Origin of the sequence: Gordonia hydrophobica NBRC 16057, assembly GCF_001592365.1 — a bacterium.
In the GTDB taxonomy this organism is placed as follows: domain Bacteria; phylum Actinomycetota; class Actinomycetes; order Mycobacteriales; family Mycobacteriaceae; genus Gordonia; species Gordonia hydrophobica.
On record NZ_BCWU01000004.1, the window covers coordinates 114,945 to 137,575 of the forward strand.

Here is a 22,631-nt window from a genome sequence, read left to right on the forward strand (position 1 = left end):
TCTGCAGAGTGTGCCACTTAGACCGGACATCAGCACAATGATCAGACCTTGGCTTCGTACGATCGAACAATGACACGGCGTAGCCGTGCGTCGTCTACTGACACCATGACCGCTGCGCACGCCCTCGATCCCGCCACGACCACCGCTGAACTCCACCGGCTGGCCCGCGAATCGGAGACACTCGTGACCCGCTGGCTCCGAGACAGCGAGGCCGCGCACGTGCGGCCCCACGCGTCGGCACGACGACTCGCCGCCGTCCTGTCCGATCCGCACGGGCTCGACTTCACCGTCGGGTTCGTCGACCGCGTGATCGGCACCGAGGACACCGCCGCGGCGGCACAGGCACTGGCCGAACTCGCCGACGACGTCCCCGCGACGTTGGACCGGCTCGATCGCCTGCAGATCAGCGTGGGCGGCACCGTGGCGCCCACGCTCGGGAAGATCGTCGTCCCGGCTGCGCGCGCCCGGATGCGCGCCATGGTCGGTCACATGATCGTCGACGCCCGCGACCGCCGGTTCACCAAGGCCGTCGCTGCGCTCCGCGCCGGTGGACACCGACTCAACATCAATCCACTCGGCGAGGCGGTCCTCGGCGACACCGAGGCCGACAACCACCTCGCCGACGCTCAGGCCCTCCTGCGCCGCCGCGACGTCGACTACATCTCGATCAAGGTCTCGTCGGTCGCCTCGCAGATCTCCATGTGGGCGTTCGACGAGACGGTCGAGTACGTCGTCCGCCGACTGACCCCGTTGTATCTCGAGGCCGCCAACGCGCCCGCGGGCACCAAGTTCATCAACCTGGACATGGAGGAGTATCGAGACCTGGAACTCACCATCGCGGTGTTCACCCGGCTGCTGAGTCTGCCCGAACTTCAGCACGTCGAGGCGGGCATCGTGCTGCAGGCGTATCTGCCCGACGCCCTCGGCGCCATGCAGCGCCTCGCGGAGTTCGCGACCCGTCGAGTCGCCGAGGGCGGCGCGGGCATCAAGGTCCGACTGGTCAAGGGCGCCAACCTGGCGATGGAGACCGTCCACGCCGAACTCGCCGGCTGGCCGCAGGTCACCTGTCCATCGAAGACCGCCACCGACGCGAACTACAAACTGGTCCTGCACTGGCTGCTGCGGCCGGAGAACATGCGCGGCCTGCGGGTCGGCGTGGCGGGCCACAACCTCTTCGACATCGCCTTCGCGCATCTGCTGGCCGACAGCCGCGGTGTCTCGCGTCGCGTCGAGTTCGAGATGCTGCAGGGCATGGCTGCCGAGCAGGCCGAGGTGCTCTCGCAGGACGTCGGTCGACTGCTGCTGTACGTGCCGACGGTGAAGCCGGCGGAGTTCGACGTCGCGATCTCGTATCTGGTCCGCCGCCTCGAGGAGAACGCCTCGTCGCAGAACTTCATGTCCGGAATCTTCGCGTTGACGCCGGGCAGCGCCATGTACCGGCGCGAGGCCGGGCGGTTCACCGACGCCGTCGCCGAGGTGGCACGACACTTGTCGGCCACCGGGTACGACGCCCCGAGTCCTCGCCACACGCAGGATCGTCGCGTCGACCAGACTCCCCCGTTCGACGCCGCACTCGGGCTCCCCGCATTCGCGAACGAACCCGACACCAACGCCGCGCTGCCCGCCAACCAGGAGTGGGCACGCGACGCGATCGCCGTCGCGACTCCCGCGTGGCTCGCCGCACAGCCCGTGCCTGCACGTGTCACGGCCGACGAGGTCGACGCCGTGGTGTCGCGTGCCCGCACCGCCGCTGCCCAGTGGGCGACGCGGCCCGCCGCGCAGCGGGCGGCCATCCTCTATCGCGCCGCCGACATTCTCGGACGTCGACGCGGCCATCTGGTCTCCTTGGCTGCCGCGGAGGCCGGAAAGGCCGTCGCGCAGACGGATCCGGAGATCTCCGAGGCCATCGACTTCGCCCGCTACTACGCCCATCGAGCGCTCGAACTCGACGACCTCCCGGCGGCCTTCAGCCCCGACCGCGTGATCGTCGTGACCCCACCGTGGAACTTCCCGATCGCGATCCCGGCCGGCGGTACGTTCGCCGCACTGGCCGCGGGCGCCGCCGTGATTCACAAACCGTCGAAGCCGACCCCGCACTGCTCGATGGCGATCCTGGAGGCCCTGTGGGACGCGGGTGTCCCCCGCGACGCATGTCAAGGCGTCTTCCCCGACGAAGGGCCCGCCGGTCGAGCACTGATCAGCCACCCCGACGTCGATCGGGTCATCCTGACCGGCGCGTCGGAGACCGCGAGCCTGTTCGCCTCTTGGCGGGCGGACCTGCGGATCAATGCTGAGACGTCCGGCAAGAACTCACTCATCGTGACGCCGTCCGCCGACCGCGATCTCGCCGTCTCCGACCTCGTCCACAGCGCGTTCGGCCACGCCGGGCAGAAGTGCTCGGCGGCGTCGCTCGGCATCCTGGTCGGCAGCACGTACCGCTCCGAGCGCTTCCGCCGACAGTTGGTGGACGCCGCGACCTCGGCCGTCGTCGACTGGCCGCGGAATCTCGCGGCCACCATCGGCCCGCTGACCGAGGAGCCCAGAGACAAACTCCTGCGCGCACTCACCACACTCGAGCCCGGCGAGAGCTGGCTGTTGCGCCCCCGCCGTCTCGACGAATCAGGGCGCCTGTGGTCACCCGGCATCAAGAACGGCGTGGCCCCCGGGTCGTTCTTCCACCTCACCGAGTGCTTCGGTCCGGTCCTCGGACTGATGCGTGCGGAGAGCCTGGACGAGGCGATCGCTCTGCAGAACGCCACCGACTTCGGCCTCACCGCCGGCCTGCACTCACGCGAGCCGCGTGACGTGCGCACCTGGCTCGAGCGCGTCGAGGCGGGCAACCTGTACGTGAACCGCGGTATCACCGGCGCCATCGTCCGACGGCAGCCGTTCGGCGGCTGGAAGCGATCGTCGGTGGGGCTGGGGTCCAAGGCGGGCGGCCCCAATTATCTGATGCTGTTCGGGTCCTGGGCCGACCGCGAAGCCGAGATCGGTGCGCCGACCGCCGCACCACGACTGCCCGACCTCGCCGCGTTCGCGACCGGTGTCGCCGGCATCGTCGACGGCGTCGACACGACCTGGTTGCGCACCGCACTGGCCGACGACGACCGCGCCTGGGACGCCGAGTTCAGCACCGCGCGCGACGAGACGGCACTGATCGGCGAAGCGAACATCTTCCGCTACCGCCCGACGGCCGTCGCTCTGCGCGTCACCGCGGCCTCCGTTCCCGTGCGTATTGCTCGGCTGATCGCCGCGGCCCGTCGCACGGGGTCACCGATCACCGTGGTGCCCGAACCCGGGCTGGACGCCGCGACGGCAGCGGTGCTCGATGCGGCCCGTCGCCTCGGCGTGGTGGTGACCGCGCCCGCCGGCGACCGAGAACTCGTCGCTGCGGTGACCGGTCGCGGCATCTCGCGCATCCGCCTGGCCGAACCGGCGAGCCCCGCACTTCGGGACCTGCTGTCGGGTCGGCCCGAGATCGCACTCCTCGACGACGCGGTGACGGCGGCAGGCCGAGTGGAGTTGCGGTACTGGTTGCACGAGCAGTCCGTCTCCATGACGCTGCATCGCTTCGGTAACACTGATCGGGCATTCATCGAACTGGCCGCAGAGTTGACGCGACCGTGACTATCGTTGCCATCGCTCGTCCGCGCCCCGTCGGCCCGCCCGGCACCACCTCGAGGAGATGAATGCATGGCCGTTGATCCCGACGACAAGGTCATCGCCCTGGTCGCTGTGGGGCTGTACTTCGCTGCGATGCTCGGCATCGGTTGGTACGCCTACCGCCGCACCCGCAACGACTTGGACGGCTACATGTTGGCCGGCCGCGGACTGAAGCCGTGGATCGCCGCCCTCAGCGCAGGCGCGTCGGACATGTCCGGCTGGCTGCTGATGGGCCTGCCCGGCGCCATGTACGTCTCGGGCCTGTCCGCGTCATGGATCATGATCGGACTGCTGATCGGTGCGTGGACCAATTGGAAGATCGTCGCACCGCGACTGCGCGCCTACACCGAGGTGGCACGCGATTCCATCACCATCCCCAGCTTCCTCGAATCGCGACTGCACGACGACTCGCGCATGCTCCGCATCGTGTGCGGCGTGATCATCCTGGTGTTCTTCACGTTCTACGTCTCCAGCGGCATGGTGGCGTCCGGCAAGTTCTTCGACAGCTCGTTCGGCGTCGACTACACGATCGGCATGCTGATCGTCGCCGGCGTCACCATGCTCTACACCCTGTTCGGAGGCTTCCTCGGTGCGTCGCTGACCGACGTCGCACAGGGTCTGCTGCTGGTGGTGGCGCTGTTGGCGGTGCCGATCATCGGCGTCATCGACCTCGGCGGCGTCGGCGCCACCCTCGACGGTGTCCGGGCCGTCGATCCCGGCCGTCTGAGCTTCATCACCGGCAGCTCCGTCATCAGCATCATCTCCGCCGCCGCGTGGGGCCTCGGCTACTTCGGTCAGCCGCACATCATCGTCCGATTCATGGCCTTGCGCGTGCCCTCCGAAGCCGGTGTGGCGCGCCGTATCGGGATCGGCTGGATGTTCCTGTGCGCCCTCGGCGCGGTGGGCACGGCACTCGTCGGGATCGCCTACTTCGCCAAGAACACCGCCGATGCCCCCGCCGACAGCGAGACCATCTTCCTGGTCCTGTCCGAGCTGCTGTTCCACCCGTTCATCGCGGGTCTGGTGCTGGCCGCCGTGCTCGCCGCGATCATGTCGACGATCTCGTCGCAGCTCGTCGTCTGCTCATCGGCACTGGTCGAGGACCTGTACAAGCTGGTCGCGCAGAAGTCCGGCCGACCGGAGCTCTCCGACAAGACCTACGTGATCCTCGGCCGCTGCGGCGTCCTCGCGATCGCGGTCATCGCCGCCGTCCTCGCCATCTCGCCGTCCAACAGCATTCTGGACCTCGTCGCCTTCGCGTGGGCCGGTTTCGGCTCCGCCTTCGGCCCGATCATCATCGTGAGCCTGTACTGGCGTCGGGTCAGCACCGCGGGCGCCCTGTCCGGCATCGTCGTCGGGGCCGCGGTCTCGTACGCATGGGGACAGTCGTGGCTCAGCGAACAGATGTACGAGATCGTGCCCGGCTTCTTCGCGAGCCTGCTCGTCATCATCGTCGTCAGCGCCCTGACACACCGCCGCGACCCGGAGATCGACGAGGAGTTCACGCGCGCGGTCGAGTTGAGCCGGTCCAAGGAACCGTACGTCGAACCGCCGAACGAGCCGTCTCTCACCGACGCCTGACACCCGTCGTCGAGGCGGTGATCGTCGGCGCTGATCTCCCGCAGCCGATCGGCGATCACGCCCGCCAGCGGAGTACTTCCAGTGCTGCGGCGACCGCCACCGCGTGCTTCTCCAGCGGTTTCGGCAGCAGTTCTTCGGCGCGTGCGATGTGCCGCACGACGGTGTTCCGGTGCGTGTACAGCTTCCCTGCCGCGGCGCTCGCGTTGCAGCCGGATGCGAACCACACCCGCACGGACTCGTGGAGCGCAGCGTCGGCCGTCGCGAAGTCGCCGAGAGTGTGGGCGACGAAGTCGTCCAGCCGAGTCAGATCATCGGTCATCGCCGACACCAGCGTCACGTCGTCGTAGCGGACGACGCGCGCTGACGAGCCGAGACGAGTCACCAACCGGCGGGCCTCGAGTGCTTGGAAATGGCTGCGCCGGAAGCCTTCCCGCCCCAGTCCGGAGCCGCCGGCAGCAACCCTCACGTGCGGATGCGCGGCGAGTGCGGGCTCCACGACCACCGTCGCGACAGGCAGCCACACCCACAGTTCTGCGGTGCCCGCCACCACGGTGAGCCGTCGCTCGGCGTGCGAATCGCTCATGATCGACTCACAGGCCTCCTCCACGTCGTCGGTGCCCAATCCGGCATCGGCGGACACGATCAAGGCCGTCTGCGGACCCTCGATCGAGTACCGCAGTTGCAGTTCGGCCCGGGCGGGGGCGATCGGCGCTCCCTCGAGGAGCAGGGCGACGGCGGCACGTCGTTGAGCGTGCGTGTCACCGGCGAGTTCGGCTCGCGCGACGTCGATCTGGCGCGCGAGTTCGGCCACTGTGTCGTCGATGAAGGTTGCGATGGACGTCGAGGTGATCTCCAGCAGTTCGCGGAGCAGCGGCGGATCCTGCGTCAACGAGAAGCAGACCTGCATCCAGATCTGCCATGCGGCGTTCTGTGCGGTCCGGAACGAATCGAGTGCGCCCGAGTCGAACCCCCGACGCACCAGGTCGCGGATGAAGAACGCCGTCTCCTCGGTCATGTTCACCGAGACGCGTGCTCCGGGCTCGGTCAGATTGCTCTGCGCCCAGTGCCGCAAGTTGCCCTCATTGATGCGGAGTGCGATCTCTCGCAAATCCGCGTCGACGACCACACCCTCCATCCCAGCCGGGTGCATGGCCGCGTCGTTCATCTCCGCGAGCCATTGCGGTGCGGCGTCGAGCACGGCCTCCACGCCGGACCGGATCAACGCCGCTACGGCATCCGTGGGGGTGCGTAACGGGACATGCCGTGAAGCCATGTGGTTGATTATGCACCCAAATTACCAGTCTTCTGGTTTGATTTACACTTGCAATTCGCCAACGATGACAACGATCATTGGTAGTGAAGCACCAGCCCTTCGGACGAACGGAAACTCCATGAACCCCGAACCGACCGCCACCGCACTGATCCAGGACAGTCAGCCGCTCGACGTCGTCATCCTCGGCGCAGGCATCTCCGGCATCGGCGCCGCGCACTACCTGACGGTCGAGCACCCCGGGCGTCGGTTCGCGATCCTCGAGTCGCGCGCCGACCTCGGCGGCACCTGGGATCTGTTCCGCTACCCCGGCATCCGCTCCGACTCCGATCTGCACACCTTCGGCTACGAGTTCAAGCCGTGGATGGATCCGCAGGCGATCGCCGACGCCCCACGCATCCTCGACTACCTGCGCGAAGCCGTGGCCGACGACGCGCTCGAATCGAAGATCGCCTTCAACCGTCGCGCGGTGGCCGCAGACTGGTCCGACGAGCAACAGCTGTGGACGCTGACGGTGCGACACACCGACACCGGTGAAACCTCGCAGGTCACCGCGCGCTGGGTGTTCGCGGGTACCGGCTACTACAACTACGACGAGGGCTTCACCCCCGAGTTCGCCGGCCGAGACGACTTCACCGGACAGATCATCCACCCCCAGCACTGGCCCGAAGACCTCGACTACCGGGGCAAGAAGGTCATCGTCATCGGCTCCGGCGCCACCGCGGTCACGCTGGTCCCGTCGATGGCCGGCGACGCCGAACACGTCACGATGCTGCAGCGCACGCCCACCTATGTGATCCCGTTGCCGCGCGAGGACGCGATCGCCAACGCCATGAAGAAGGTGCTCGGCGCCGAACGCGGTTTCGCGCTGAGTCGGCAGAAGAACATCTGGCAGCAGCGCTTCTTCTACAACTTCTGCCAGCGTTACCCGAAGCTCGCCCGCACGGTCATCCGTCGGACCAACGCCGCACTGCTCCCCCGCGACTTCGACCTCGACACCCACTTCAACCCGCCGTACAACCCGTGGGATCAGCGACTGTGCGTGGTCCCGGACGGTGACCTGTTCAAGGCATTGAAGAAGGGAACTGCATCGATCGAGACCGGTCGGATCAAGCGGTTTGTGGCGAACGGCGTCGAACTCGAGGACGGCACCGTGCTGAACGCCGACATCGTCGTCACCGCGACAGGCCTGAACCTGCAACTGTTCGGCGGTCTGGAACTGCATCGCAACGGGGTCGCCATCGACCTCGCCGACACCGTCGCCTACCGCGGCGCGATGCTCTCCGGCGTGCCGAACTGGACGCTGGCGATCGGGTACACGAACTCCTCGTGGACCCTCAAGATCGGCATGCTCTGCGAGTACCTGTGCCGCATGCTGACGCACATGGACGAGCACGGCTACGCCTCGGTCGAAGCCGTCCCGACCCCGGGGATGCCGACCCGTCCGCTGCTCGACTTCGGCGCCGGGTATGTCAAGCGCGCACTCGACCGGCTGCCGAAGCAGGGCACCGAGGCGCCGTGGACCATGACCATGGCCGTCGCCGCCGACGTGAAGCAGCTGCGCAACGGCGCGGTCGACGACCAGTTCCTCACCTACCGCACTGCCGACGTCTCATCCGCGGCATCGAACGGATCCGAGGAGCCGGAGTCCGTCGGCGCCTGATCGACGACTGACGACGCCACCCCACGTTGGTGCCCGGTGGTTGGCGCCTCACGTTGGTCGAGTGCTGCCTGCGAGCGGAGCGAGCACGCAGTCATCGAGACCGTCGCACGCTGGAATCGCGGGCGATCCGCGGCCATCGGGGGGGGTGATCCCGGCACTGTCGCCGACGACCGCCCTTGCCCTCCGAGGGCGTGTCTTGTCTCCTACTGCGCCAGCAGTCCCTTCGCCACGTGGGTCACCTGGATCTCGTTCGAGCCCGCGTAGATCATGAGGGACTTCGCATCGCGCGCCAACTGCTCCACTCGGTACTCGGCCATGTAGCCGTTGCCGCCGAAGAGTTGAACCGCCTCCATCGCGACTTCCGTCGCGGCTCGCGACGAGTAGAGCTTCATCGCCGACGCCTGCGCCAGCGTCGGCGGCTTGCCCGCCTTCGACGCCTCCATCGCGACGAACAACATGTTCTGCACGTTCAGTCGGGCGATCTCCATTTCGGCCAGTTTCAGTTGAATCAGCTGGAACTTGGCGATCTCCTGCCCCCACAGGGTGCGCGTCTTCGCGTACTCGATCGACAGCCGCTGGCACTCGTTGATGATGCCGAGCGACAGCGCGGCAATGCCTATGCGCTCGGCGGTGAAGCCCGCCTTCGCACTGTCACCGCCACGCTTGTCCGAGCCGGTGTCCTCGGACTCGCCGAGGAGTCGATCCCTGCTCACCCGGACGTTGTCGAAGAAGAGTTCTCCCGTCGGCGAACTCATCATGCCCATCTTCTTGAACGGCTTGCCCTGCGTGAGCCCCTCCATGCCCTTGTCGAGGACGAAGGTCAGGACCTTGCGGTCGCGGATCGGGGTACCGTCACCCTCATCGAGCTTGGCGAAGACCACCATCGTGTCGGCGTAAGGACCGTTGGTGATGAACGTCTTGTTGCCCTTGAGGATGTAGTCGTCGCCGTCGCGCCGCACCGTGGTCTTCATGCCGCCCAGCGCGTCAGAACCGCTGTCGGGTTCCGTGATCGCCCAGGCACCGACCTTCTCCATCGTCACCAATTCCGGAAGCCAGCGCTTCTTCTGTGCGAGCGTGCCGCGACTGCGAATCGTCGAGACGGTCAAGCCCATCGAGACGCCCATCGACGCGATGAGACCGAGGCTGACTCCGGCCATCTCCATGTTCAGGATCAGGAACATCGAGTTGGCGAGGCTGTTGGAACCGCCGCCCTTGGCGCGCTCGGCTCCGGACTCCTCCGCCGCGATCTCCTTCTGAAGACTCTCCGAGTTCATCGAGTCCATGCCGAAGGACTTCAGCATCTTTCGGAGGATGTCGTACGGCGGCAGCTCACCGGATTCGAGTGCATCGACGTTCGGCCGGACCTCCTTGTCGATGAAGCCGCGCACGGCGTCGCGGACCATCACATCTTCTTCAGACCACTCGAACATCAAGCCTCCAAACTAGAACACGTTCCACTTGTGGTCTGACGCTACCCTGAGCAGTCGCACGCCGCGACACCCGCGTCACAACGGGAGGCCGTCACGTCGCGGCGACGCCGCCGCACAACGGATGTTCCACTCGCGATTGAGCCACATCTCAATCAGTTCCGCGGGAACCGCCGCCTCCTGCGCCCAACCGTGGATCAGCGCGTTGTATCGGATGTAGGTGCGCACCGAGTACTGCGAGACCGACGCGGACACCAGCCACCCGTGCCACGTGAGGCTGCCCGCGGAGTCGTTGTCGAGCAGTTGCGGACGGTCGCCGCGGCCGCCGTGAATCGCCCAGCAGTACATCGACATCAGGGCGTGGCCGACGCCGGGTGCGGTCGGCCACCCGGACCAGTCGCGGTACGCGGCGGCGTCGAACAGGCCAGGCGGGCTCTGGCACGCGATCAACGCCTGTTCGATCGCAGCAAACCGACAATCGTCCAGCCCAGGCTCGGAGATGTCGACGAATCGGCGCGGCACACTGCGCAGACGATGGCCCGTCAACCACGCCGCGCAGTGGTAGAGCCGACTGAATTCGGGCTCTTCTCTCAGTTCGACGCCGTCGACCTCACACTCCAGGTCGCCGCGACGAATGAAGGCCTTGCCGGTCCACACCTGGGCTCCGTCCGCGCTCCGACCCGACACCTGGGCTGGAATCCGGTGCCGGGCCAGGCGGGTGTTCCACCAGTCCAGATCGACCCCCACCACATCGTCGAGAACCATCTCCGAGTACGGCTGACTGCGGCACCACTCCACGCAGTCGGGCGGCACTCCCAGGTCAGCGTCTCGATCGTCCATGCACGCATGGTGGCACGAAGGTACGACATCCATCGGTCGTCGGTCACCGCCCTTGTCGTCGTCGACAATTTGTCAGACCCCATCACTAGAATCGAACGTGAGTTCTAGATCAGGGTTGTGTTGGTTTCGTTGACTGGGGAGGGTGTCATGGCTGTGGCGACGATGGGTCCGGCAGGTCGGACGGGTGTGGTGGGTGCGTCGGTACAGGTCACCGACGAGGCGATCGTGATGCGTGTGCCGCGGCCGGAGACGGTCGGCAAGCCGCAGTCCGACGACGCTGCGGCGTTGGTGTTCGCCGCGCACGCGGAGTCGGTCGGCGGACTCCTGCGGTGGTACCGGTATCAGGCCGTGTACGGGCTGCTCCGGACGCGGATGGCGCAGGCCGACGCCACCGGCGCCACCGACGTGTACACGCGGGTGTACGACCCCCTGTGTCAGGTCGCCGCGTCGTATGCCACGGTCGCCGGGGTCCGGCAGTGCACCGCCGAACGGTTTGTCGAAGCCGCACAAGCCTGCTTCGAGCGCATCCCGACGGTCGGGCGGCTGCTGCGGGACGGGGTGATCACGGCGGCGTGGTTTCAGCGGGTGGTGGAGCAGACCGCCCTGGTCGACGACCCCGATCTGTTGGCATTCATCGATGCCGAGATCGCACACCGGTTGACCACGATGGGTGGGTTGTCGGCGCGGCGCGTCGAGGACGCGGTGGCCGCGATCGTCGCCGAACACGACCGGGATGCGGTGACCGTGACCCGCGAGCAGGCCAAAGCCGCCAAGAAGATGGTGATCAACCCGCTCAACGACACCGCCTCGGAGGTCATCGTCACCACCACGCCCGAGGATGCACTCCTGTGCAAAGACGCCGTCGACGCGGTCATCGCCGGGGTCTGCCGTCACGATCCGCGCACGCGTGGCCAGTTGCGTGCGGATGCGGCCGTCGCTCGGATGACTGGTGTGCCGTTCACCTGCGAATGTCAGCGTGATGATTGTGCGGCGGAGTTGTCGGAAGCGCAGGTGGCGGCGCGGTGCGCGAGGATCGTGGTGCACGTGGTGACCCGGCAGGAAACTCTGGACGGGGTGTCGGCGGTGCCGGCGGTGATGGACGGGCACGGCCCGATCTCGGCGGCCCATGTTCGGGATCTCGCGGCCCGCCCGGATGCGGTGTGCCGCCCGCTGAATGTGGCTGACCTGGCTGATCGGATGTGCCAGCCCGGGAACCCGTACCGGCCGACGGCCGCGTTGGACACGGCGGTCCGCGGACTGTTCGGCACCTGCTCCTGGGCCGGATGCGATCGCCCGGCGTGGCGGTGCGAACCCGATCATGTCACCGAGTTCGACCACACCGCCCCCGCCGCGGGCGGTCCGACCTGCCTGTGCAACCTGAATCCGAAATGCACGTTCCATCACGGTTTGAAAACCCACGCCGACGGCTGGCTCGACGATCAGATCGTCGACGCCAACGGTGTGGTCTGGACCGAGGTCACCACCCCGGAGGGCGTGACCGTCCGCCAGCAGGCGGCCAACACATGGCTGCTCCCCGAACTCGGACTCATTCCGTGCTCACACCCCGACACTGAGGCGGGTACGACACGCCCGGGGATCGGACACGCCGAGCACGCACCAGAACGATCTTCATCGCGGGTGCAGGCCAAGCACCGCTACCGCATGCAGCGGCGGGCCGCGAACCGCCGCGCCCGCGAAGCGCAGGCCGCGGCGATGGCGATTGCGGACGGGCAACCCCCGTTCTGATTGCCGGTCGGCGCTCCGCCACGCCTCGCGGCGGGTGCGCTCAGTTCTTTCCCGACCCCACTGCACCCTCGGCGACACGCCCGGGAATCGGACACGCCGACCAGGCACCAGAACGATCTTCATCGCGGGTGCAGGCCAAGCACCGCTACCGCATGCAGCGGCGGGCCGCGAACCGCCGCGCCCGCGAAGCACAGGAAGCGGCCATGGCGGCTGCCGACGGCCAACCCCGTTCTGAATCCTTCGGTTGCCCATCCCCTCTGTCGGGCCCCGCCGCGTGTCACAACCCGACGTCGTACACCGTCGCCGGGCGAACGTCGACCGCGAAGAATCCCGCGGCGTCGACGCACAGCAATGCCTGCGCCACTGGTTTCGCGACCACGAGGTTCATCGGGTTCAGCGACTCCGTCGCGCGTCGGATCCGTTCCACAAACGACGCGACGGATTCACCTCCGTGCCCGATCCAGTCCGGATCGGCAAGCCATGCACCCACCTGCGCGGCTGGCAGGTCTTGCGGAGTGACGCCCCGCCATCGCCCGACGTCGAGTGAGCACAGTTCGTGATTCACCGACACATCCGTCGTGACGGCGCGGGCCGTCTGGACCACGGACAGTTCGGGTCCGGAGATGAGTGGTCCGTCCACCGTCGCTCCGAGCGCCGTCGCATCGCGCAGCCCTCGCTCGTCGAGCGGATCGTGTTCGCCGCCGAACCGCACCGTTCTGTTGGGTGCGGTCCGAGCGGCGACCACCACGCGCAGTCGGGTCAGGACTGAGCCCCGACCGACTCCAGTTCGCGCGATGCCTCACGACGCGCCATTCTGCCGAGCAGCGCGACGAACACCGCCGTCAACACGGTCCACAGCAGCACCTGGTTGGCGATCGCGTAGACGCGGAAGTCAGCGACCACCTGGCCCGGGAAGCCGGCGCCGACGATCCGATCGCCGTCCATCACCGGCCCGGGGATCTCGGCGAACGAGGGAAGCAAGGCGGACGTGATCGTGACGCCGACGAGGTACACGACCGCTGCGGCGAGCCCGGACTGCAGGCCGCCGATCCGGTCCGCCAGCCAGAAGTACAGCGCTGCGGCAGCGACCATCAGCGCGACCGAGACCAGCGTCAGCGTGAGGTACGCGCCGGACCGGGCGCCGATGGTGTCCTCGTCACCGACTGCGGGCGGGTTCGGCGGGTACACGAAGTACGGCACTCCGATCACCGCGACGAAGGCCGCCGCGGCCAGGCCGATCGCCGCGAAGCGCGGATCGGTCGACGGCCGGTGGCGACCGAGGTACGACCAGAGGACCACGAAGGCGACGGCGAAGAAGGCGCCCATCGCGACGGCGAAGATCACGGTGCCGATTCCGGCGCCGATGTTCTCCTGCACGCTCCGAGTGAACAGCTCGTGCTCGTGTCCGTGCTCTCCGGTGATCATCGACTCGGCGTGCGATCGCTCGTCCTCGTAGTCGATGGCGCGAGCGACCTGCGGCTCGATGAAGATCCGGGCGTACACGAAGGCGACGACGCCGGCGATCAGTCCGGCGAGCACGCCGATGCCGGTGATTTTGCGTTCCATATTCGGTTGTCCTCCCGACTCAGTGGCAGGGGAAGCCGAGGAAGTGCCGTGCATCGTGCACGAACTCGTGCACGTGCGTATCGCTCCCGAAGACCGACACCGCGCCCTGGTCGTAGCCGAGGAAGTAGTAGGCCAGCGCGGCCAGCAGCACCGTGGCGGTGAGCCAGAGCGCTGCGCTCGCGGTCGACGCGGCGGGAAGTGCCAGCGCGCGGGTCGGCTTGACGGCTGCAAGTGAAGCAGACATGAGAGTTCGTCCTGTTCTCCGGATTTCGCGTCCGGTTCGGCGTGGTACCGACGCGACTGTCTGGCTCACAGTCCCGGAAACAGGACCGCTCACAGTGGCGCGACCGCCCCGGATTCACACCGGGTTAATCTCGTCGATCCGCTGAGTGTACCGCTCCGGCGAGCAGCGCCTGCCGGACTGCGGCGGAAGGTTGCTGCCCAGTCCGCTGCGCCCGACGCAGACGGGATGTCACAGGGATGCGCTTGAATGGATCCGTGGCCCGGGGAACGTCGATTCTGCAGAGCATGCATCCGGCTACGCAACGGTGGTTCACCGAGGCGTTCGGCACGCCGACGCGAGCCCAGTCCGGTGCGTGGTCGGCGATCGCTCGCGGAGAGCACACGCTCGTCGTCGCGCCGACCGGGTCCGGTAAAACTCTGGCGGCATTCCTGTGGGCGATCGACTCGTTGCACCGCGAGCGGCTCTCCGGTCCGCAACCGGAGCAGACCGGCGTCCGCATCCTGTACGTGTCGCCGTTGAAAGCCCTGGCGGTCGACGTGCAACGCAATCTGTCGGCGCCGCTCGTCGGCATCGCCAACGCCGCCGCACGAATGGACGTCGAGGCGCCGTCAATCAGCGTCGGTATCCGTTCCGGCGACACACCGCCCGCCGACCGCCGCCGCCTGCAGACCCACCCGCCCGACATCCTGATCACCACGCCCGAGTCGCTGTACCTGATGCTGACCTCCGCCGTTCGGGAGACGTTGAGCACGGTCACCACGGTCATCGTCGACGAAGTGCACGCGGTCGCGGCCACGAAGCGCGGCACCCATCTGGCGCTGTCGCTGGAGCGGCTGGACACCCTGCTCGCCCACCCCGCCCAGCGAATCGGTCTGTCCGCGACAGTCCGCCCGGAGTCGCTGGTCGGCGAATTCCTTGCCGGCGACGCCGCGTGCACGGTCGTGAAACCGCCCGCCGCCAAGACCTTCGACCTCACCGTCGACGTCCCGGTGGAGGACATGGCGAACATTCCGCCGCCGGAGACCGGAGACGAAGGGCTCGACGACGCCTTCTCCCCGACCGCCGGATCGCTGTGGCCGCATGTCGAGGCCGCGATCGTGGACCGCATCGAGGCCAATCGGGCGACGATCGTCTTCGCGAACTCGCGCCGACTGGCCGAACGGCTCACCGCGCGCCTCAACGAGATCGCGGCGGCGCGCGCCGGACTCGACGTCGACCCGCAGCGGCCGAATCCCGAGGTGCCCGGCGGCATGCCGTCGTACGTCTCCGGCAGCGGTACCGCGGGCGGCGCCGCACCGGTGCTCGCTCGCGCACACCACGGATCGGTCAGCAAGGAGCAGCGCGCGCAGATCGAGGACGACCTCAAGTCCGGGCGACTCCGGTGCGTCGTCGCCACCAGTTCATTGGAGCTGGGCATCGACATGGGCGCGGTCGACCTGGTGATTCAGGTGGAGGCGCCGCCGTCGGTGGCGGCCGGACTGCAGCGCATCGGTCGGGCGGGGCATCAAGTCGGCGAGGTGAGTCAGGGAGTCCTGTTCCCTAAACATCGCACCGATCTGATCCACTGCACGGTCGTCACGCAGCTCATGCGGAGCGGGCGCATCGAGGCGTTGTCCGTGCCGTCGAATCCCCTCGACATCCTGGCCCAGCAGACCATCGCCGCCACGGCCGTGGCCGATCTCGACGTGGACGGCTGGTACGTCACGGTACGGCGCGCGATGCCGTATCGGACGCTGACCCGCGACGTGTACGACGCCGTCCTCGACCTGATCTCCGGCCGCTATCCGTCCGATGAGTTCGCCGAACTGCGGCCGCGCGTCGACTACGACCGGACGGCGGGAACGCTGGTCGCCCGCCGCGGAACGCTGCGGCTGGCCGTCACCTCCGGCGGCACGATTCCCGATCGCGGACTGTTCGGCGTCTTCTTGGCGGGCTCCGGCGACGACCGGAGTGGGCAGCCTCGGCGGGTCGGCGAGCTCGATGAGGAGATGGTGTACGAGTCGCGCGTCGGCGACGTGTTCGCACTCGGTGCGTCGAGTTGGCGGATCGAGGAGATCACGCACGACCGCGTGCTGGTCTCACCCGCGTTCGGCGTGCCGGGGCGGCTGCCGTTCTGGATCGGCGACGCGGTGGGCCGTCCGGCCGAACTGGGTGCGGCGATCGGCAAGTTCGTCGGTGTCGCGGGCGATGACGCCAAGCTCGCACGCCTGGCCGACGAGTTGGGGTTGAGCACCTACGCGCGGCAGAATCTGGCCGCGCTGATCGCCGAGCAGAAGGAGGCGACCGGTGTCCTCCCGACCGATCGCACGCTCGTCGTCGAACGGTTCCGCGACGAGCTCGGCGACTGGCGGCTGGTGCTGCACTCTCCGTACGGCCTGCGGGTGCATGCGCCGTGGGCGAGCGCGATCGCCGCACACTTGTCGGCGCGCCTCGGACTCGACGGCGCGACGACCGCGACGGACGACGGCATCATCGTCCGTCTCCCCGACACCGATGACGATCCGCCGGGCGCCGATGTCTTCGTCCTGGACCCCGATCACATCGACGACGACGTGACGCGGGCGCTCGCCGACTCGTCGCTGTTCGCCTCCCGATTCCGCGAATGCGCGGGCCGAGCGCTCCTGTTGCCGCGCCGCGATCCCGGTAAGCGTGCGCCGCTGTGGCAGCAGCGGCAACGCAGCGCGCAACTGCTGTCGGTGGCGTCGCGATTCCCCGACTTCCCGATCATTCTGGAGACCGTCCGCGAATGCCTCGCCGACGTCTACGACCTCCCCGCGCTGACCGAGGTCCTCACCCGAATCGCACGGCGCAAGATCCGCGTCACCGAGGTCCAGACGTCCGCGCCCTCGCCGTTCGCCGCGTCGATGCTCCTCGGTTACGTCGGATCGTTCATCTACGACGACGACGCGCCGCTCGCCGAACGTCGCGCCACCGCACTGTCACTGGACACCGCCTTGTTGGCGCAGTTGCTCGGGCGCGTGGACCTGCGCGAACTGCTGGACCCGAACGTCATCGAGACCGTCGTCGCACGACTGCAGCGCACCGCGCCCGAACGCCGAGCACGCGACCGCGAAGACGTCGTCGACCTGCTGCGCTGGCTGGGCCCGTGCTCACGTGCCGACCTCGCCGACCGCTACCGCGGCGATGACGATCTCGGACTCCTGCTCGACGCGCTGATCGCCGACGGCGCGATCTGTGAGATCAGCCTGCGCGGGACCCCGCATCTGGCCGCCGTCGACGATGCCGCCCGCCTGCGCGACGGGCTCGGCATCCCCCTCCCCCTCGGTGTTCCGGCCGCCTATCTGGAGCCGGTCGCCGATCCGGTGGCCGATCTGGTGCATCGATTCGCGCGCACGCACGGCCCGTTCACCGTCGCCGACGTGGTCGCCGCACTGGGCATGGCTCCCGCGGTCGTGACCCGGACGTTGGCCGAGCTCGCCGGTCGACGCACGGTGATCGAAGGCGAGTTCACTGTGCTGCCCGACGCCGAGCAGACGCCGCAGTGGTGTCACGCCGACGTGCTGACCCAACTGCGTCGCGGGTCCCTCGCCGCCGGCCGGGCCGAGGTGGAACCGGTGTCCGGCGACGCGTACGCCCGTTTTCTGCTCGGCTGGCAGCGGATCACCGACTCCACTCGCCCGCGCGGCGTCGCCGGGGTGGCCGCGGCCGTCGAACAGCTTGCCGGGCAACCGATTCCCGCATCCGCCTGGGAGACGTTGGTCCTTCCGGCACGCGTCGACGATTATCGTCCGGGAATGCTCGACGAGCTCACCGCGTCCGGCGAGGTGATCTGGTCGGGCCACGGCGGGATCGGCGGCGCGGACGGGTGGGTGGCACTGCATCTCGCGGACGCCGCGCCGCTGACCCTGCGACCACCGCAGACGGACGAGTTGGAGGCGGCGCAGCGGACGGTCCTCGATGCGCTCGACCGACTCGGCGCGGTCCGGTTCCGCGAACTGTCGGCCGCGCTGACCGAATCGGGCGCCCCCGTCGACGACGGCGAACTCTCCGACCTGCTGTGGGACCTGGTCTGGGCCGGTCACCTCACCAACGACTCGTTCTCGGTGGTCCGTGCGGCGCTCGACCCGCCTCGGACGTCACGATCGGCGGCGACGTCCGCGCACCGCACGCGCGGCCGTGCGCCGCGGCTGCGGAGCGCCCGGCTGTCGTCGCACTATCTGGCCGGAGCCGCGGCGGCGCCGGCCACTCCGCCGCAGGTGGGCGGTCGCTGGTCGGTGGTCCGCAGGCCGCTCGTCGACCCGACGGCGGCTGCGGCGGCGACCTGCGAGATCCTCCTCGACCGCTACGGCGTGGTGACGAAGGGGTCGGTGGCCGCGGAGTCGACGGAAGGCGGATTCGCACGGATCTACAAGGCGCTCGGCGTTTTCGAGGACAACGGGCAGGTGCGCCGCGGCTATTACATCGATGGTCTGGGTGGCGCGCAGTTCGCGTCCGGGCACACCGTCGACCTGCTCCGCGAGTCGGTGGTCCCGAACCGTGAGCAGCGGTCCGACGCCGTCGTCCTGGCATCCACCGATCCCGCCAATCCGTTCGGCGCCGCACTCGACTGGCCCGAACGACCGGTGGAGTCCGGACATCGACCGGGGCGCAAACCCGGCGCGGTGGTCGTCCTGGTGGGCGGCCGCGCCGTGCTGTTCGTGGAACGCGGTGGCAAGACGGTCCTGACCTTCACCGACGACGCCCCCGCGCTCGAGGCAGCGGCGCTCGCCCTGGTTCGAGCCGTGGCCGGCGGCCGGATCCCGCGCATCCACATCGATCAGGTCGACGGTGAGCCGGTCCGCCGCACCGCGATCGGCGAACACCTGGTCGCGGCGGGATTCTCGACGACGCCGCGCGGCCTGCGGATGAACTACGACCCGCGGCACCGCTGAGCGACACCCGTCTACGTGATCTCCCGCTCCGGGTCGGAACCGAAGATGAAGCGTCGCCCGGTGATCTGCGTGACGTCGAGTTCCACGTTGATGGTCTTCTTCGGCCAGACCCAGGTCCGCAGCGGGCTGTTCTCGGCGGCGTCGATCTCCGCCGGGTCGACGAGGATGCGAGCGCGTCCCTTCGCGACCACGCTCCACCCGATCCGACTGGTGAACGAGTCCGCTTCGATGACGGCGTTGTTGTTGGCCGCGAGGTCGGCGAGCTTGGTGCCTTCCGTGGTGCGGAACAGCACCTTCCCGTTCGCCGCATAGATGTTCACCGGAAAGACATCGGGCATGCCGTCGGCGGACACGGCCAGACGGCCAAGAACGCTGCCTTCCAACAACTCCCACGACTGCTCTGGACTCAGGATCTCGACTGCGTCTGCACTCATGCCAACAGTGTGCCGCGCCGCGGTGCATCCGGCCAGTGATTCCGGCGGCATCGAGCCGCCCCGGGCCGTCGGGGCCGCACGTTCGGCCGTTGCGCTCGCCACAAAGTGGGGACGACGTCGGGACGCGGCACGCATACTGTGGCCGTGACCGACGACGATGACACCGACGAGCTTCCCACCCGCGAGATCTCCGCCGAGCTCTCGCGCGGCCTCGAAGACCTACTGCTGGGCCAGGCGCCGACCCTCACCCGGTCCGATGTGATCGAGCAGTCCGGGGTCGACGACGCCGTCGCGGTCGCGCTGTGGCATCTGCTCGGCTTCCCGAACGTCGCCGACGACGCCGTCGCCTTCACCCCGATGGACGTCGAGGCGCTGCGGCAGAGCGACGAGCTCATCCGACTGGGTGTGGTCAGTGCGGAGTCGCAGGCGGCCCTGGTGCGCACCCTCGCGCGCAGCTTCGCCCGACTGGCCGAGTGGCAGACCCGACTGCTGGCCGAGATCCGCGTCCGGAACGACGCCACCGACGCCGAGCATCTGGCACTGGTCGCCGCCGCGCTCCCGAACATCGAGGCGTTCCAGAACTACGTGTGGCGCCGTCACTTGGCCAGCGCGGCCGCGAGCCTGATGACCAGCGAAGCCTCGGCGGCCGAGGGTGACCGGACGGCGATCGGGTTCGTCGACATCGTCGGGTACACCTCGCAGAGCAAGAAGCTCGATCAGCGCGAGCTCATCGACTGGATCGAGAGTTTTGAAGCGGCGGTGACGGGCGTCGTCGTCGACCACGGCGGACAAGTCATCAAGACCATCGGGGACGAGGCTCTGTTCGTCACCGCCGAGGCCCGGGACGCCGCCGAGATCGCGCTGCTTCTCACTGCTCGCGGGCAGGACCCGGACGACGATTTTCCCGCCGTCCGCGCCGGGATCGCCTACGGGAACGTGGTGCCTCGTCTCGGCGACGTCTTCGGCCCCACCGTCAACATCGCGTCCCGGCTCACGTCGGTCGCCCGCCCGGGGACGGTGGTCGCCGACCGCGGGGTGCACGATCTCCTCTGCCGCGATCACGCCCCCGAGGGCGTCCGCGCCGACGACCTCACCCTGCGCCGCATCCCGCACGTCAGCGTGAAGGGATACGGAAAGTTCGACTGCTGGGTGGTTCGCCGCGCGAAGTCGTAGCCGACCGACGCGACGGTCAGGCTCGCTGCGAACTCAGACCGAAGGCGAACCGTCGGCCGGTGATCGCGTCGACGTCGATGCGCACGTAGGTGGTCTTGTCCGTGGGCACCCAGGTGTCGAGCGGACTCTGCTCGGCGGCCGCGATCTCGGCAGGGTCGACGAGGACGTGCGCGCGCCCCTTGGCGACCACGCTCCACCCGGTCCGGCTGGTGAACGCGTCGGTCTCGAAGACGGCGCGAACGTTGACGAGGAGCTCGCGCAGTTTGGTGCCGACGCGACGGCCCGGCACCGGGGTCGGAGACCCTGATTCGGGGTGGGCCTCTCGGTCCACCGCGCGAGCGGCCGAGTCGGGCCTACTCGGGAACGGGCACCGGTTCCAGGATCTCGCGCCGCGCCTCCGGTGCCGCTGCGCGCAGGGCGTCTGCGGACGCGTCGTCGGGCTGGCGTTGCGAGGCCTTCTCGGCCTGCACCCGCGCGGTGTAGTTCGCGACCTCGTCGGCCGTGGTCTCCGCGTCCCAGCCCAGGATGGGCGCCATCAGATCGGCGACCTCCTGTGCGCAGTCGACACCGCGGTGGCTGTACTCGATCGCGATGCGGGTGCGTCGCGCCAGCACGTCCTCCAAGTGCAGTGCGCCCTCGGCCCAGACCGCGTACACCACCTCGGCTCGCAGGTACTGCGGGGCCGCTGCCAGCGGTTTGAGCAACTCGGGGTCGGCGTCCGCGTAGTACAGGACGTCGTCGAGCAGCGAGCCGTACCGGTTCAGCAGGCGACGAATCCGATACGGGTGCAGCCCGAACCGCTCCCCGAGGTGCTCGCACTGATTGATGAGCGCGAAGTAGCCGTCAGCGCCGACCAGCGGCACCCGCTCGGTGATCGACGGGGCCACCCGGGTGGGGATGTAATCGTTGCAGGCCTCGACGGCGTCGGCGCCCATGACACGGTAGGTGGTGTACTTGCCGCCCGCGATGGACACCAGGCCGGGCGCCACGACGGCGACCGCATGCTCGCGCGAGAGCTTCGAGGTCTGATCGTCCTCACCGGCCAGCAGCGGCCGCAGCCCGGCGTAGACGCCCTCGATGTCGTCGTGCGTCAACGGCGTGACCAGTTCCTGGTTCACGCGATCGAGGATGTAGTCGATGTCTTTCTGGGTGGCGGCCGGATGCGCGAGGTCCAGGTTCCAGTCGGTGTCGGTGGTGCCGATGATCCAGTGCGTCTCCCACGGGATGACGAACAGGACCGAGCTCGCGGTGCGCAGGATGATGGCCGTCTCCGAGACGATCCGGTCCCGCGGCACCACGATGTGCACGCCCTTCGACGCCCGGACCTTGAAGTGGCCGCGGCGCTTCGACAGCGCCTGCACCTCATCGGTCCACACACCGGCGGCGTTGATGACGCAGTGCCCGCGGACTTCGGTCACCTCGCCGGTCTCGCTGTCACGCACCGTGACCCCCATCACCCGATCGGACTCGGTCAGGAAGCCGATGGCCTGCGTCGAGGTGCGGATCACCGCGCCGTACTGGGAGGCGGTGCGCGCCAGCGTCAGGCTGTGGCGGGCATCGTCGACAACGGTGTCGTAGTAACGGATTCCGCCGATGAGCGACTCGCGCTTCAGACTCGGCGCCACGCGGAGAGCGCCCGCACGCGTCACGTGACGCTGGCCGGGAACCGACTTCGCGCCGCCCATGCGGTCGTAGAGGAACAGGCCGGCGGCCATGTAGGGCCGTTCCCAGCCGCGTCGGGTGAGCGGAGCGAGGAAGGGCAGCGGTCGTACCAGGTGCGGCGCCAGCAGTCGCAGCGAGAGCTCGCGCTCGCGCAGCGCTTCGCGGACCAGACCGAACTCGAACTGTTCCAGGTAGCGCAAGCCGCCGTGAAACATCTTCGACGAGCGGCTCGACGTCCCCGAGGCGATGTCGCGGGCCTCCACCAGCGCCACCCGCAGACCGCGCGTCGCGGCGTCGAGTGCAGCGCCGACGCCGACCACGCCGCCGCCGACGACGACGATGTCGAACTGTTCGGTCCCCAAGCGACGCCAGGCTTCGTCGCGATAGGCCGGACTCAGGTCCGCAGGACGATCGGGATTGAACTCGCTCTCCATATTTCTGAAGACTACCCGAGGGTAATCGCGTTGACG

Annotated in this window: 15 protein-coding genes and 1 riboswitch; of the genes, 6 read left to right on the forward strand and 9 right to left on the reverse strand. The window is 68.4% G+C overall.

Annotated features, from left to right (window positions below; genetic code table 11):
- Positions 1 to 105: 105 nt before the first annotated feature.
- The gene (locus tag GH2_RS08355; protein ID WP_066165812.1) at positions 106 to 3,627 is read left to right on the forward strand and encodes a bifunctional proline dehydrogenase/L-glutamate gamma-semialdehyde dehydrogenase; all 3,522 of its coding nucleotides are present in this window, start codon (positions 106 to 108) and stop codon (positions 3,625 to 3,627) included.
- Between the two features lie 66 nt (positions 3,628 to 3,693).
- On the forward strand, positions 3,694 to 5,244 hold the full coding sequence (putP, locus tag GH2_RS08360; RefSeq protein ID WP_066165815.1) for a sodium/proline symporter PutP: 1,551 nt from the start codon (positions 3,694 to 3,696) through the stop codon (positions 5,242 to 5,244).
- A 55-nt stretch (positions 5,245 to 5,299) separates the two neighbouring features.
- On the opposite strand, the gene GH2_RS08365 is transcribed toward putP, so the two are convergent.
- Positions 5,300 to 6,517: a PucR family transcriptional regulator gene (locus GH2_RS08365; protein WP_066165817.1), complete on the reverse strand. Its 1,218-nt coding sequence runs from the start codon at positions 6,515 to 6,517 to the stop codon at positions 5,300 to 5,302.
- Between the two features lie 118 nt (positions 6,518 to 6,635).
- Here GH2_RS08365 and GH2_RS08370 point away from each other — a divergent pair, with 118 nt between their 5' ends.
- Entirely contained in the window at positions 6,636 to 8,177 is a 1,542-nt protein-coding gene (locus GH2_RS08370) for a flavin-containing monooxygenase (protein ID WP_066165820.1), read from the forward strand.
- 203 nt (positions 8,178 to 8,380) lie between these two features.
- Here GH2_RS08370 and GH2_RS08375 read toward each other — a convergent pair whose 3' ends face one another.
- Both GH2_RS08375 and GH2_RS08380 read right to left on the reverse strand, forming a co-directional pair.
- A complete protein-coding gene (locus GH2_RS08375; RefSeq protein ID WP_066165822.1) occupies positions 8,381 to 9,607 on the reverse strand; it encodes an acyl-CoA dehydrogenase family protein in 1,227 nt (408 codons plus the stop codon).
- Between the two features lie 75 nt (positions 9,608 to 9,682).
- Complete coding sequence (locus tag GH2_RS08380; RefSeq protein WP_066165825.1) at positions 9,683 to 10,444, reverse strand: 8-oxoguanine DNA glycosylase OGG fold protein; 762 nt, start codon at positions 10,442 to 10,444, stop codon at positions 9,683 to 9,685.
- A 147-nt stretch (positions 10,445 to 10,591) separates the two neighbouring features.
- Between GH2_RS08380 and GH2_RS08385 the strand changes: the two genes are divergently transcribed.
- On the forward strand, positions 10,592 to 12,190 hold the full coding sequence (locus tag GH2_RS08385) for a DUF222 domain-containing protein (protein ID WP_066165828.1): 1,599 nt from the start codon (positions 10,592 to 10,594) through the stop codon (positions 12,188 to 12,190).
- Positions 12,191 to 12,467: 277 nt separating this feature from the next.
- Here the strand turns inward: GH2_RS08385 and GH2_RS08390 are convergent, their stop codons facing one another.
- From GH2_RS08390 to GH2_RS08400, 3 genes are read right to left on the reverse strand one after another with little or no spacing between them, the layout of a single operon-like run.
- Complete coding sequence (locus GH2_RS08390; protein ID WP_244885341.1) at positions 12,468 to 12,938, reverse strand: histidine phosphatase family protein; 471 nt, start codon at positions 12,936 to 12,938, stop codon at positions 12,468 to 12,470.
- An 11-nt stretch (positions 12,939 to 12,949) separates the two neighbouring features.
- A complete protein-coding gene (locus GH2_RS08395; RefSeq protein WP_066165834.1) occupies positions 12,950 to 13,756 on the reverse strand; it encodes a CbtA family protein in 807 nt (268 codons plus the stop codon).
- Between the two features lie 19 nt (positions 13,757 to 13,775).
- Positions 13,776 to 14,000 (reverse strand): CbtB domain-containing protein, encoded by a 225-nt coding sequence (locus GH2_RS08400; protein WP_066165838.1) that lies wholly within the window; start codon positions 13,998 to 14,000, stop codon positions 13,776 to 13,778.
- 15 nt (positions 14,001 to 14,015) lie between these two features.
- A riboswitch (cobalamin riboswitch) is annotated at positions 14,016 to 14,126 on the reverse strand.
- Positions 14,127 to 14,236: 110 nt separating this feature from the next.
- Between GH2_RS08400 and GH2_RS08405 the strand changes: the two genes are divergently transcribed.
- A complete protein-coding gene (locus GH2_RS08405; protein WP_439951461.1) occupies positions 14,237 to 18,892 on the forward strand; it encodes an ATP-dependent helicase in 4,656 nt (1,551 codons plus the stop codon).
- 11 nt (positions 18,893 to 18,903) lie between these two features.
- Here the strand turns inward: GH2_RS08405 and GH2_RS08410 are convergent, their stop codons facing one another.
- Positions 18,904 to 19,326 (reverse strand): pyridoxamine 5'-phosphate oxidase family protein, encoded by a 423-nt coding sequence (locus GH2_RS08410; RefSeq protein ID WP_066166530.1) that lies wholly within the window; start codon positions 19,324 to 19,326, stop codon positions 18,904 to 18,906.
- Between the two features lie 144 nt (positions 19,327 to 19,470).
- Between GH2_RS08410 and GH2_RS08415 the strand changes: the two genes are divergently transcribed.
- Entirely contained in the window at positions 19,471 to 20,499 is a 1,029-nt protein-coding gene (locus tag GH2_RS08415) for an adenylate/guanylate cyclase domain-containing protein (RefSeq protein WP_204700973.1), read from the forward strand.
- A gap of 16 nt (positions 20,500 to 20,515) precedes the next feature.
- Here GH2_RS08415 and GH2_RS08420 read toward each other — a convergent pair whose 3' ends face one another.
- Together GH2_RS08420 and GH2_RS08425 are read right to left on the reverse strand one after the other, a co-directional pair.
- Positions 20,516 to 20,788, reverse strand: a complete 273-nt coding sequence (locus GH2_RS08420) for a pyridoxamine 5'-phosphate oxidase family protein (RefSeq protein ID WP_244885343.1) — start codon at positions 20,786 to 20,788, stop codon at positions 20,516 to 20,518.
- 64 nt (positions 20,789 to 20,852) lie between these two features.
- Positions 20,853 to 22,595, reverse strand: coding sequence for a glycerol-3-phosphate dehydrogenase/oxidase (locus GH2_RS08425; protein ID WP_066165845.1), 1,743 nt, complete (start codon positions 22,593 to 22,595; stop codon positions 20,853 to 20,855).
- Between the last annotated feature and the right edge of the window lie 36 nt (positions 22,596 to 22,631).

Bases quoted from the DNA above. Each gene is read 5' to 3' on its own strand.
- GH2_RS08425 (WP_066165845.1), bottom strand. From the start codon at position 22,595: ATGGAGAGCGAGTTCAATCCCGATCGTCCTGCGGACCTGAGTCCGGCC.
- GH2_RS08375 (WP_066165822.1), bottom strand. From the start codon at position 9,607: ATGTTCGAGTGGTCTGAAGAAGATGTGATGGTCCGCGACGCCGTGCGC.
- GH2_RS08365 (WP_066165817.1), bottom strand. From the start codon at position 6,517: ATGGCTTCACGGCATGTCCCGTTACGCACCCCCACGGATGCCGTAGCG.
- GH2_RS08395 (WP_066165834.1), bottom strand. From the start codon at position 13,756: ATGGAACGCAAAATCACCGGCATCGGCGTGCTCGCCGGACTGATCGCC.
- GH2_RS08355 (WP_066165812.1), top strand. From the start codon at position 106: ATGACCGCTGCGCACGCCCTCGATCCCGCCACGACCACCGCTGAACTC.
- putP (WP_066165815.1), top strand. From the start codon at position 3,694: ATGGCCGTTGATCCCGACGACAAGGTCATCGCCCTGGTCGCTGTGGGG.
- GH2_RS08410 (WP_066166530.1), bottom strand. From the start codon at position 19,326: ATGAGTGCAGACGCAGTCGAGATCCTGAGTCCAGAGCAGTCGTGGGAG.
- GH2_RS08380 (WP_066165825.1), bottom strand. From the start codon at position 10,444: ATGGACGATCGAGACGCTGACCTGGGAGTGCCGCCCGACTGCGTGGAG.
- GH2_RS08370 (WP_066165820.1), top strand. From the start codon at position 6,636: ATGAACCCCGAACCGACCGCCACCGCACTGATCCAGGACAGTCAGCCG.
- GH2_RS08405 (WP_439951461.1), top strand. From the start codon at position 14,237: ATGCGCTTGAATGGATCCGTGGCCCGGGGAACGTCGATTCTGCAGAGC.
- GH2_RS08385 (WP_066165828.1), top strand. From the start codon at position 10,592: ATGGCTGTGGCGACGATGGGTCCGGCAGGTCGGACGGGTGTGGTGGGT.
- GH2_RS08400 (WP_066165838.1), bottom strand. From the start codon at position 14,000: ATGTCTGCTTCACTTGCAGCCGTCAAGCCGACCCGCGCGCTGGCACTT.